We start from the raw sequence: 12,051 nt of genomic DNA, 5'->3' as shown, positions 1-12,051 counted from the left end.
TTTTTCGTTGTACTATATTTTAAATCTTGATAAGTGAAAGTTGGCCAGTTGGACTGCTTACTTCTTTAATCGTAATCCAAATCGGAAATTGAGTAGCGGTACGAGGTTAACGCCTCTATTTCTTCTGAGCGAAACCCACTGAATACAATAGACTCTGATATTCGCGCAAGCGTCGCAAACGCGTTCACATCATTTTCACTACCACTGTGTATTTCCCACTGATCTTCCTTGTAGCGAATAAGCGTCGATACGTCAGCCAGCTCCAGGCGGTTTTCCAACAGCTCGCTCTTTACTTTACTCAGAATAGCTTCAAAGTTGGGTAGAGACTCTCCAACGGAGACCATAGGCACGTAAACTTCCGCAAAATAGAATTCACAACCATCAACATCAATGGAGCACCCTGATAAGGGTCTGCTTTTTGTGAATGCTATCCAAATATCCATCATATTCAATGCGCCGAATTATAATAATATGAATTTAGAATATGCCTCGAAAGAACTTATCTTAGAGTCATTTGTATGAATCTGCTACGGTTTGACAGAGACCGCTCTGTGATTCTTCATAAAATCCATTAAGCGTTGTTCATCACCCATTCAGCGCCAACCCACTACACTTAATTAACCAATGTTAATCGCCTATATTGCGTTCGCGGTGGACGCCGCTTTGCGCCTCGGCGTATAAATAGGCCTAGTCCCCTCGATCAGACAGTTGCCCGGAAGTCAGATGTTAAAGAAAGTCCTGCCGTTAGCGGTGTTAGCCCTGTTTGTTGGCGTTGCCTATCTCGCCACTGAGTTGAAACCTCAGGCCAAGCCTCAAAAAGAGCATCCGCAGCCCGCTATCAGCGTTGAAACCCAGACGCTGCAAACCGAAGTGTTTCCAGTGCGCATTTCCACGTTCGGCATCGTGCAACCGCGTACGCAAAGCGCCATTGTTGCGCAGGTGTCCGGACAGGTGATCGAGGTGTCGCCGAATTTGCGGGATGGCGGCTTTTTCGCCAAAGGCGAGGTGCTGCTGAAAATCGACCCTGTGGACTATCAGGTGCAATTGCGCATTGCTGAAGGCGCCGTGACGGAAGCGAAGCTGGCGTTGGCGGAGGAAGAAGCGCGAGTGCGGCAGGCGAAGAAAGACTGGGAAAAAATCGGTGGCGTCAACAACGCCTCGGACCTTGCGCTGCGCAAGCCGCAGCTGGCTGCGGCCCAGGCCCGAGTGCAGACCGCTATCGCCCAGCATACGCAGGCGCGCATCAACCTGCAGCGGACTGAAATCAAAGCGCCATACGCCGGTCGCGTGCTCAAGAAACAGGTGGATCTGGGCTCCGTCGTGTCGCCGCAGACCACGCTGGCGGAAATTTACGCCACAGATTACGTCGAAGTGCGCCTGCCTCTCAACAATACAGATCTGGGCTTTATCGATCTGCCCGAGCAGCGCCGGGGTGGAGAGCCGCCAGCGGTGACGATTTTCAACAATCTCGCTGCCTCGAAAGAAAAGTGGCGTGGCAAGATCGTGCGGACGGAAGGTGCTATTGACGCTACGACCCAGCAGCTTTATGTGGTCGCTCAGATTGATGACCCTTTCGGGCTTCAGGACGCGAATCGATATCCTCTCAAAATAGGTCAGTACGTCAGTGCGGAAATTCAGGGACGGCGCTTGCCGGAAGCCCTGGTAGTACCCGTTTCATCTATTTATCAGGGGAGTTATGTGTACATCGCCAAAGGGGAGGTGTTGCACCGACAGAGCATTGAGATTGGCTGGCAGAGCGGTAAGTCCGCACTGATCAGCGAGGGGCTGCAGGCTGGCGACGAACTGATTCTCACCCCACTGGGACAGGTCAATAGCGGCGTGCGCATCAAACGAGCGCAGAATGAATCTGAAAAGGTGGCGCGCCGCAGTGGAGAAAAGCCAGCTGACGCAACCGGTGGAGACGTGCAGTGATCGCCTGGTTCGCTCGTAATCATGTCGCCGCCAACCTGTTGATGCTGACGATCCTGGCTTTGGGCCTGGGATCTTTGAGTCAGCGCCTGCCGTTGGAAGTATTTCCCTCTGTTGAACCCTCCACTATCTCGATTTCCGTTTCGCTTCGCGGCGCCACCCCGGAAGAAGTGGAGGAGGGCGTCAGCGTCAAAATTGAAGAAGCGGTGCAGGATCTGGAGGGCGTTGAGCAAATTGTCAGTCGTTCCTCTGAAGGCAGCGCATCCGTTACGGTCGAAGTGGACAGTGATTACGATCCCCGTGAGCTGCTGGCGGATGTGAAAAGCCGGGTGGATTCCATCAACTCCTTCCCGGGAGATGTGGAAAAGCCGGTTATCAGTCTGGCCCAGCATACCCGTGAGGTGATTACCGTCGCCATCGCCGGACCTTACCCTGAGTCGGAAATTCGCACGCTGGCGGAGCATGTGCGCGATGACATGTTGCGCCTGGACGGCGTCACTCAAGTGGCCCTGGATGGGGTGCGCAACTATGAAATTTCCATTGAAGTGCCCAAGGCGACGCTGCAGCGCTATGGCATTACGTTGCAAACCATCGCCCAGGCCATCAGCAAGAGCTCCCTGGACGTGTCTGCGGGCAATATCCAGACCGATGGCGGCGAGGTGCTGATTCGCTCCAAAGGTCAGGCCTACCGCCGCGATGACTTTGAAGATATCGTCGTACTGACCCAGCGCGACGGCAGTTTCGTGCGCGTCAGAGATCTGGCGACGGTCGTGGACGGATTTGAAGAAGGGCGCGTGCTCACCCGTTTCAACGGCCAGCCGGCGGCGTTCGTGGATGTATTCCGGGTAGGAGATCAAAGCGCCATTGGCGTCGCCGACAAGGTCAAAGAGTATATCGAGCGCAAGCAGAGCAGCCTGCCTGTCGGAGTTGAGTTAACCTACTGGCGCGACTTTTCCAAGCTGGTGAAAAAACGTCTGCAGACCCTGACGGATAACGCCATTCAGGGCGGCATTCTGGTGTTGTTGCTGTTGACGTTGTTCTTGCGGCCGTCGGTGGCTTTCTGGGTTTTTTGCGGCATCCCTATCTCCTTTATGGGGGCGTTCCTGGTGATGCCGTACTTCGGCGTGACCCTTAACATCTTCACCTTGTTCGCCTTTATTCTGGTGCTGGGGATCGTCGTGGACGACGCCATTGTCACCGGCGAAAGCGTTTATACCCACTTGCGACGTGCGGAAAATGGCTTGCAGGCGGCGATTCAGGGTACTCAGGAAGTGGCGGCGCCGGTTACGTTCGGCGTACTGACCACAATGGCCGCCTTTATGCCCATCGCCTTTATCGAAGGCGTGCGCGGTCAGTTATTCGCGCAGATAGTGGTGGTGGTGCTGCCGATTTTCGTGTTCTCGCTGATCGAGTCCAAGCTCATCTTGCCCGCTCACTTGAAGCATGTGCGCATCAACCCGGACCCTAATGCAGGTTCCCGTCTGGAGCGCTGGCAACGGGCTTTCGCCGATGGTTTTGAGAATGCGATCCTGCGTTACTATCACCCGGTATTACACTGGACCCTGCGCAATCGTTACCTGTTTTTATCGTTTGCAGTGGGCTCTTTTATCTTGTTGAGCACGTTGGTGGCGTCCGGCTGGATCAATTTTGTGTTTTTCCCCCGGGTGCAGAGCGAGATCGCCAGGGCGTCGCTGACCATGCCCCAGGGAACGCCATTTGAGGTGACGGACCGCTATGTCTCCAAGATGGCGGACGCCGCCTTTAAGCTTAAGGAGAAGTATCGCGATCCGCAGACCGGAGAAGATCTGATTCTGGATGTGCTGGCCACCAGCGGCGGCTCCAGTGGCTCCCACGTGGGCCGGGTGATATTTGAGATTGTGGCGCCGGAGGAACGGGAAACGGCGGTCACCAGTAACGAACTGGTCAATGAGTGGCGTCGCCTGATCGGCGTGGTTCCCGGCGCCGAGTCGTTGACATTCCGGGCGGAGATCGGTCGGGTGTCCGACCCCATCGACATTCAGTTTTCCGGTAATAATTTTGAGACGCTGGAGGCGGTGGGAGAGCAGGTGAAAGCACGCCTGGCGAGCTATCCCACGGTATTCGACATTACCGACAGCCTGTCCGACGGCAAAGAAGAATTGCAGGTGGAACTGAAGCCTGAAGCATACGCCCTGGGATTGAACCGGGCGGACGTCATCAATCAGATCCGGCAGGCGTTCTATGGTTATCAGGTGCAGCGTATCCAGCGGGGGCGTGACGACGTGCGCGTCATGGTGCGCTACCCACGCTCCGACCGGCAGTCAGTCAGCGATTTGCAGAGCCTGCGTATCGCCGCCTCCGACGGACGCCTGATTCCGTTGGGCGAAATCGCTGAACTCAAGCCAGGCCTGAGTCCCACCACGATCTATCGCATAGACCGTTATCGCACTATGAACGTGCGTGCGGATATCGATAAGCAGAACACCAACATGCTGGCCTTGCAGGAAGATATGACCCGCTTTCTCGACGATCTGATGCTGCAGCATCCAGATATTCAGTACAGTTGGGAAGGGGAGGCGAAAGAGCAGCGGGAGTCGTTCGGCAGTCTCAAATGGGGACTACTGTTTGTGCTGTTTATGATCTACAGTCTGTTGGCGATTCCATTTAAGTCATACGTCCAGCCGTTGATTGTTATGACTGTGATTCCCTTCGGCGGCATTGGCGCGGTGCTGGGCCATTGGATCATGGGGATGGATCTGAGCCTGACCAGTTTGTTGGGAATGCTGGCTCTGATCGGGGTGGTGGTGAACGACAGTCTGGTGCTGGTGGACTTCATCAACAAGCACCGTAATGATCGGGAGAACGGCGGCAATCTGATGACCGCAGTGCTGAATGCGGGTGTGGCCCGTTTCCGCCCGGTCATGCTCACGTCATTGACCACTTTTATCGGTTTGATGCCGTTACTGTTCGAGAAGTCCACCCAGGCGCAGTTTCTAATTCCCATGGCGGTGTCGTTGGGGTTTGGAATACTGTTCGCCACGGTCCTGACGTTGCTGCTGGTGCCCGTAAACTACGTGGTCATCGAAGATCTGAAGCGGCTGTTCCATCCCAAACAAGCACTGCGAGAAGACGCCGCCTGAAAGCGGCGTCAATTGCTCAGCCAATCCGCATCCTGGCCAAGGTAGTTGCGATATAGCTGCCGAATGGACTGGTCCTGATACATGCTCTTTAGCTCGTTTTGCAGCCGCTCCACCAAGGCGGACGACGTATTCAGGTTACAGCCCATCGCGCTTAACGTGGTGAGAAAGACATGCTCCAGCTTGATAGGAAGGCTGCTCTGATTGATGATCACCGCTGCTGAAATGGTGTCGCTGGCCCACAGGTTTACCCGTTTGAGCTGCAACTTGCGGATGTTCAGGTCGTTGCTGGAAGTGAGATCCACGTTGAAACCCAGCTTCTCCAGATACTCGCCGACCCCGCTACCCAGATAACTGCCTATCACCAGGGGTTTGGCGTCGTTGAGCGTGCGGATATTGTAATTATCCGTCAGGTTGGAATAGAAACCGTGCCGGGTGATGAGAATCGGGCTGACCCATTGAAACAAGGCTTCTCGCGCCTGACTGCGCTCAATCGCCAGCACACAGTTATTAGCCTCAGACAAAGCGGTGACATAAGCGCGTTTGGGGGGCAGAAACAGAATGCTGTAGTCCACTTCCACGCGTTGGAACAGCATGTTAAGGATGTCGATGGCCAGGCCCGCCGGCCGGTCATTACGCAGCTCCATAAAAGGTGGCTGCGCATACGCCAGCACTTGAATTTTCTCTCCTTCCGCGAGAGCGGGAACGGAGTGAAGCAGGACCCAGGTTACGCAAGCGGCCAGCAGTCGCGTCATGGGACTAATTCCAGACTTTGATTGACTCTTCATAGCTTAACGTCTTTCCAGGAGGATGTTCGTTGCGTTCCGGTTTGGGAGCTCCCGGGGCCTTCAGCCAGAACTCGCGGGAGGATTCCGGATTCAGGCGGGGCGAACAGACGCCGGGTTCTTCCCGTCCCACTGTGTCCAGGCCTCGGTCCATCGCTCGGGCGAGATCCTGCATGACCTCGTTCACCGGGCGGTTGCCCTCCAGCGCCAGAGAAATATATTTCCACCACAAAGGCGACAGCTTGGCGTAATTGGGCACGTTGGAGCCGGTCGGCGTCCAGTAGTTGCGGGCGTTGGAGCGATAAAACTCCACCAGACCGCCTAGCATGGGGGCTTTCTGCGTCATGACCGACGAGTTGATGTCAGACAGGCGGATGGGCGTGAGCCCCATCAGGGTTTTCTTGAGAGAGACTGTTTTGGATACGGTGAATTGAGCGTAAAGCCAAGCTGCCCGGCGACGGTCTGCGGGAGTATTTTTCAGCAGCGTCCAGGAACCAGCGTCCTGATAGCCGGACTTCATGCCTTCCTCCCAGTAAGCGCCTACAGGGGAGGGGGCGATGCGCCATTTAGGCGTACCGTCTGCGTTGACGATGGGCAGGCCGGGTTGCGTGGCCTGGGCGACGAAGGCGGTGTACCAGAATATCTGCTGCGCGATCTGCCCCGTGCCGACCCAGCCGCCAGCCTCAGTGAATGTCAGGTTCGCCGCCTGAGGCGGCGCGTATTTAAACCAGTCGACGAATTTGCGGATAGCGTAATTCGCCGCCGGGCTGTCCAGCGCGCCGCCGCGTTGCACGCTGGCGCCCACCGGGCGGCAGCCCTCCACCCGGATGCCCCAGTCGTCCACGGGAGCGCCATTGGGAATGCCCCGATCTCCCATGCCCGCCATGGACAGCCAGGCGTCGGAGATGCGCCAGCCCAGAGACGGATCGGTTTTGCCATAATCCATGTGTCCCCAGACCGGGTGGCCATCCAACTCCTTAACGTGAACGGTGAAAAACTCCGCAATGTCCTCGTAGGCGGTCCAGTTGACCGGCACACCTAATTCATAGCCGTACAGGCTGCGAAAGCGCTCGCGCAGGTCCTTGCGGTTGAACCAGTCATAACGATACCAATACAGGTTGGCGAATTGCTGGTCGGGAAGTTGATAGATCTTGCCGTCGGGCGCAGTCGTGAAATTGAGACCGATAAAATCCTGTAGATCCAGCGTCGGCAATGTGACAGAGGCCCCGTCCTGCTTGATATAGTCGGACAGAGCGACTACCGCGCCGCTGCGATAGTGAGCGCCGATCAGGTCGGAATCGCTGATAAAGGCGTCGTAAATATTGATCCTGGTTTCGATTTGAGAAAGCAGTTTGCGGACGAGATCGTCTTCCCCCGTGATTTCATGTACGACGCGGATGCCGGTAATGTCTTCGAAGGCTTTGGAGAGAATGTTGGCTTCATACCAGTGCGTGTCGATCGTCTCTGACACCACATAAATGGTCATGCCGCGAAAAGGCGATGCGGCCTGATGAAACCACGCCAGCTCAGCGGCCTGCTCTTTCCTGCTGAGAGTGGAAACGGAAAATTCCCCGTCCAGCCAATAGGAGACGGTTTCCTCCGAGAGCTTGGGCGCTGCGAGGACATCGCCGCACAACGCGAGGCAGAGCACTCCGGAGGCGAGGATTTTGGGCGCCGCGGATGCGCTGCGACACCGTATGTTGGAAAGCACCGGGATTGAACGCTCGCTTGTCTTTGGGGGTTATTATTGTCGATCTAATACAACAATCTAGCCCAATATGCGGCTTCCATCCATGATCTGCATCCGAAAAGCGGTTGAAAGTTGTTAAATTACAGTAGTTAAGCAGGTTACCTTGAGCGGTGCAGAGAGAGGCGCATTTCGTTCAACAAGTGCCTGCGTAACGCGCCGCCAAGTCCCAGGTTGAGATCCGGTTGACGGTGATTGGCCAGATGCAGAATCTGCTGATAATACCAGGCCGCCTGAGCCTGATTGTTGAGCGCCCGTATCAGTTTAGAAGGGCTTTGAGGCCCCCAGTAGCCGGCCAGCGCCAGTTCTTTCTCTGTCGGGTGCGTCCGGGCGATAGCGCCGGCGAACAGCTTGCGGGGGAAATCCGGATCTGTGCAGAAGGGGCGGGCGACGCCGATCATCTGTGTCGCGCCGGCGGCGATGGCGTCATTCATGCCGGGACGACTGCGGAAACCGCCTGTGACCATCAGCGTCGTCGTCACCGCTTTGGCGACCGCTTCCGCATATTCCAGGAAAAACGCCTCCCGACGCCAGGCTCCGGCGGGGCGCTTATCGCTCTCTGTGGCCAGAAATGCGGGGTTTTCATAGGCTCCGCCCGACAGCTCCAGTAAATCCACGCCAGCCTGTTGCAGCCAGCGCGCAACTTCTACGCACTCCTCAATAGCGAACCCGCCCTGCTGGAAATCGGCGGAGTTCAGTTTCACCGCGACGGGAAAGTCGGCGCCGACCTGCGCCCTGACTTCCGCTACGGTCGCCAGCAGAAAACGGGCGCGATTCTCCAGCGATCCCCCCCAGTCATCTTTGCGTTGGTTGGTCAGGGGCGATAAGAACTGGCTGCCCAGGTAGCCATGGGCGCTGTGTATCTGCACCCCGGTGAAGCCGGCTTCTCGCGCCAGTGCGGCGCTGACGCCAAAGCGGCGGATAATGGCTTTGATCTCGCTGTCCGGCAGAACGCGGGGCATGGCGAAATTACCCGCCATGCGTAATTGCACGGCTGAAGGCGCGACGGGTTTGCTATTGCTGAACCGGGAGCATTGTCGCCCCGGATGATTGAGCTGCATCCACAGATGAACGTCGCATTCGGTAACCACCTCCGCCCACAGGCGAAAACGGGAGAGGCCGTCGGCATTTTCCAGCACCACGTTGCCGCTGCGTTCCAGATAGCGACGATCCACCATGACATTGCCGGTGATCAGGAGCCCGGCGCCGCCTTCCGCCCAGCGTTGGTACAGTTGGTTGAGCTGCGGCGTCGGGAGATCATCGCCGTCCGCCAGTCCCTCGGTCATCGCTGATTTGGCGATACGGTTGGGAATCACGGCGCCGCAGGGCAATGTCAGCGGCGAAGCGATATTCGCAGCGACGGCGGGCGTGGGCGTTGAAGCGATGGCGAGGGACATGGATGGCTCCTGACAACCTGATCTGAAATCGAGATGCCGCTCTGGCTATGCAGTGATGTGTTGGCGGCATGGAGTTTATAACCGCAAATGCGTTCAGGCGCCAGTATCTGGAGGTGTGGCGGGGGGTATCAGGCGTCGTTGTTGCCGGCGCCTTCCGGCGTCTCGCTCGTGGAGGGGCGTCGGTTGGAGCGTTTATCGTCCCAGCTAAGGTTTTTCGGATCGTACCAGCCGATACTGTGCAATACTGCCTGACGGGTATGCTCGGAGAGGGTGTCCCAAAGCGCCTGGAAGTTTTCCAGGCCGCGCTCGCGGCGGACGGCGACTTTACTGTTGAGCTCGGATGTAATGGTGGGAAGACGCAAGGCGTCGCCCAACTGCCCGGGTCTGACGATTACCTGCCCCCACACTTTTTTCTTGTGAGTGCGCGCGGCCAGCACCTGTTTCAGTGCGTCGGCGGCGAGGCGGGCGGTGATGATATCGAAATCTTCGCTGAGCATAACAATCATGTTGGCGATCATAAAAGATCGCAGTATCGCAAAACGTATAATTTTAGCACGCTTCCTCAGGGATTGCGTCAGTGGGTGAGCATCTATAAATTGTCATATTTCAGTCATATGACACTGTTAGGTTGACGTGGTTTGCTGACCTGAATCGGCGACGGGGTCTTTTGTCCCGCGCTTTACTGGGAAATAAGGAAAGATCATGAAGAAAGTATTTAAGAGAGCATCCCTGACGTTATTAATCGGCGCTTTGGCAAGTAGTGTCGCCAATGCTGAAACTTTACGATTGCTGACCTGGGGCGGTTATGCTCCGGACGAAGTGGTGGCGCAGTTCGAGAAGGAAACCGGCATCGACGTGGAAGTCACCAAATCCAACAATGAAGATATGATCTCCAAACTGCGCGCCACCGGCGGCTCCGGATTCGATCTGGCGCAGCCGAGCCAGGATCGCGTCACCAGCGCCCAGGCGGACTTCAACATCTACAAACCCATCGACCTGTCTAAAATCGACGCCGACAAATTCATTCCCTCCATGCTGGAGGCGACCCGCAAGAACACCTTACTGGACGGCAAAGTGTACGGCGTTCCTCACGTTTGGGGCACCAGTGGCCTGATCGTCAACCGCAAAAGCGCGCCTGCGGTGGCGGACTACACCGATCTGTGCGCGGCCGGCCTGAACGGCGACGTGTCCTACCGCTTGAAGCGTCCAACGCTGATTGGCTTTGCTTTCGCCATGGGCGAGGACCCGTTCTCCGCTTACAGCGACAAAAACAAATACCAGGCCATTCTGAATAAAGTCGAAGAAAAACTTATTTCCTGCAAAGGCGCGGTGAAAACTTATTGGAGCGGCGGCGACGACCTGCTCAACCTGATTCGCTCCGGTGAAGTCAAAGCCGCTATGGCCTGGGACTCCGGCGGCTGGAAGCTGAACAGCGAAATGCCGGACGTCACTTTTGTAGCGCCGAAGTCCGGCGCGCTGGGTTGGATCGACACCTTTGCGCTGCCGCGTAAAACCAAAGCGGAAGACGCCGCCTATAAGTGGATCAATTTCGTGATGCGTCCAGACATCGCGGCGAAAATCACCGAATCCGCCGGTAACTTCACTGCCTCCAAAGGCAGCGACGAGTACGTCAACGCCACGCTCAAGAAGCAGTTTCAGGAAAGCTTTTCCACGCAAGCCGTGGATAACATCAAATGGTATCCGCCGGTGCCTCCCGGCCTGGAAGAGATGGAAGGCAAGGTTCTGGATCGGGTGAAAGCCGCCAGACTGTAACTCCCGGTACTCTGTTGTCATAACGAAACTCCCGTCACGATGCGTTCGTATCGTGACGGGCTGCTTTTTTCTGGCGAGATCGACGAAGGCAAGCCCGGTTTATGATACTGTCGTTGGGCGCGCCCACCGTCGTCATGCGCCGACCAACTTCAGTGTGTAAGTACGCCTATGTCCGATCCAGTCACCACCTCCTTCGACCTTGAGTGTCGTAACGTCAGCAAGAATTTCGCCGCCTTTACAGCAGTGAACGACGTCTCCTTCCAAATACCTCAAGGCAGTTTTTTTTCCATCCTTGGCCCTTCCGGGTGCGGCAAGACCACTTTGCTGCGCATGCTGGCGGGATTTCAGCAGCCTGACATGGGGGATATCCTCATCAAGGGGCGCTCAGTGTTGGATACGCCGCCAAACAAGCGTCCAGTGAATATGGTGTTCCAGCACCTGGCGCTGTTCCCCAACATGACGGTGGCGGAAAATGTGGCTTATGGTTTGCGCCGCAGAAAAGCGCCGCGCCATGAGATAGAGGCGTTGGTGAAGGATATGTTGGCGCGAGTGGGATTGCCGGATTCAGGCGGCAAGCGTATTGATCAGCTATCCGGCGGACAAAAACAGCGTATCGCCATCGCTCGATGTCTGGTGTTGAAACCGGATGTCCTGCTGCTGGATGAGCCGCTGGGGGCGCTTGACCTGAAGCTGCGCGAACAGATGAAAGTAGAGCTGAAGCACCTGCAGGAAAAGTTCGGAACCACGTTTGTTTATATCACCCATGACCAATCCGAAGCATTGGTTATGTCCGACCATATTGCGGTGATGAACAAAGGGCGTTTCGAGCAAGTAGGTACGCCGCAAGAACTGTATTACCAGCCTGATACCGCATTTGTCGCCAGCTTTGTCGGCGACAGCAACTGCTGGCGCGGAACCTTGGTCAGTCGTGACTCAGAAGGCGCGGCGATTCGTACGGCGAGCGGGTTGCAATTTCGTGTGGAGGGCGCACTGGAGAATCTGCAGCAGGGACAGGAAGCGCAGGTATTCTTGCGGCCTGAGGCGGTGAAAATCGAGTTGACGTCTGCGTCGTCGCATAGTGATGCGGGCGCCGGCCGCGGAGGGGAAAATCGTTTCGACGGCGTGGTGGACGCGGTATTGTTCGATGGCGCGCGCAGTCAGGTGCAGGTGAGCCTGGAGCATAGCAGCGAATCCATCTCCGTGGCGCTGCCGCAAACGCCAATGTTCCACAATATTGGTAAAGGCCAGCGAGTGCTGTTGTCGTGGGCGGCTGGCCAATGTAGCTGTTTTCCAGTGTAAGGGGG

At 56.5% G+C, this 12,051-nt stretch carries 9 protein-coding genes; 4 read left to right on the top strand and 5 right to left on the bottom strand.

The features are described from left to right. Positions 1-65: 65 nt before the first annotated feature. On the bottom strand, positions 66-350 hold the full coding sequence (locus O5O45_RS18895) for a hypothetical protein (protein WP_305900909.1): 285 nt from the start codon (positions 348-350) through the stop codon (positions 66-68). A gap of 373 nt (positions 351-723) precedes the next feature. On the opposite strand from O5O45_RS18895, the gene O5O45_RS18890 reads away from it, so the two are divergent. Further along, positions 724-1,932, top strand: a complete 1,209-nt coding sequence (locus O5O45_RS18890) for an efflux RND transporter periplasmic adaptor subunit (RefSeq protein ID WP_305900908.1) — start codon at positions 724-726, stop codon at positions 1,930-1,932. Next, positions 1,929-5,048 carry an efflux RND transporter permease subunit gene (locus O5O45_RS18885; protein ID WP_305900907.1) on the top strand — a complete coding sequence of 1,040 codons (3,120 nt, stop codon included), beginning with the start codon at positions 1,929-1,931 and terminating at the stop codon, positions 5,046-5,048. The genes O5O45_RS18890 and O5O45_RS18885 overlap by 4 nt, the downstream gene beginning before the upstream one ends. Before the next feature lie 8 nt (positions 5,049-5,056). Here O5O45_RS18885 and O5O45_RS18880 read toward each other — a convergent pair whose 3' ends face one another. The 4 genes from O5O45_RS18880 to O5O45_RS18865 form a co-directional block, all read right to left on the bottom strand. Beyond that, positions 5,057-5,800, bottom strand: a complete 744-nt coding sequence (locus O5O45_RS18880; RefSeq protein ID WP_305900906.1) for a substrate-binding periplasmic protein — start codon at positions 5,798-5,800, stop codon at positions 5,057-5,059. A gap of 4 nt (positions 5,801-5,804) precedes the next feature. After that, entirely contained in the window at positions 5,805-7,541 is a 1,737-nt protein-coding gene (locus O5O45_RS18875) for an ABC transporter substrate-binding protein (protein ID WP_305900905.1), read from the bottom strand. A 137-nt stretch (positions 7,542-7,678) separates the two neighbouring features. Then, positions 7,679-8,974 (bottom strand): NADH:flavin oxidoreductase/NADH oxidase family protein, encoded by a 1,296-nt coding sequence (locus O5O45_RS18870; RefSeq protein WP_305900904.1) that lies wholly within the window; start codon positions 8,972-8,974, stop codon positions 7,679-7,681. A 128-nt stretch (positions 8,975-9,102) separates the two neighbouring features. Next, positions 9,103-9,480: a hypothetical protein gene (locus O5O45_RS18865; protein WP_305900903.1), complete on the bottom strand. Its 378-nt coding sequence runs from the start codon at positions 9,478-9,480 to the stop codon at positions 9,103-9,105. A gap of 196 nt (positions 9,481-9,676) precedes the next feature. Here O5O45_RS18865 and O5O45_RS18860 point away from each other — a divergent pair, with 196 nt between their 5' ends. Both O5O45_RS18860 and O5O45_RS18855 read left to right on the top strand, forming a co-directional pair. Beyond that, complete coding sequence (locus tag O5O45_RS18860; RefSeq protein WP_305900902.1) at positions 9,677-10,747, top strand: extracellular solute-binding protein; 1,071 nt, start codon at positions 9,677-9,679, stop codon at positions 10,745-10,747. A 168-nt stretch (positions 10,748-10,915) separates the two neighbouring features. Next, positions 10,916-12,046: an ABC transporter ATP-binding protein gene (locus O5O45_RS18855; RefSeq protein ID WP_305900901.1), complete on the top strand. Its 1,131-nt coding sequence runs from the start codon at positions 10,916-10,918 to the stop codon at positions 12,044-12,046. Positions 12,047-12,051: the final 5 nt, after the last annotated feature.

The organism is Hahella sp. HNIBRBA332 (genome assembly GCF_030719035.1).
GTDB lineage: Bacteria > Pseudomonadota > Gammaproteobacteria > Pseudomonadales > Oleiphilaceae > Hahella.
This window is presented reverse-complemented; position numbering and strand designations above follow the sequence as displayed.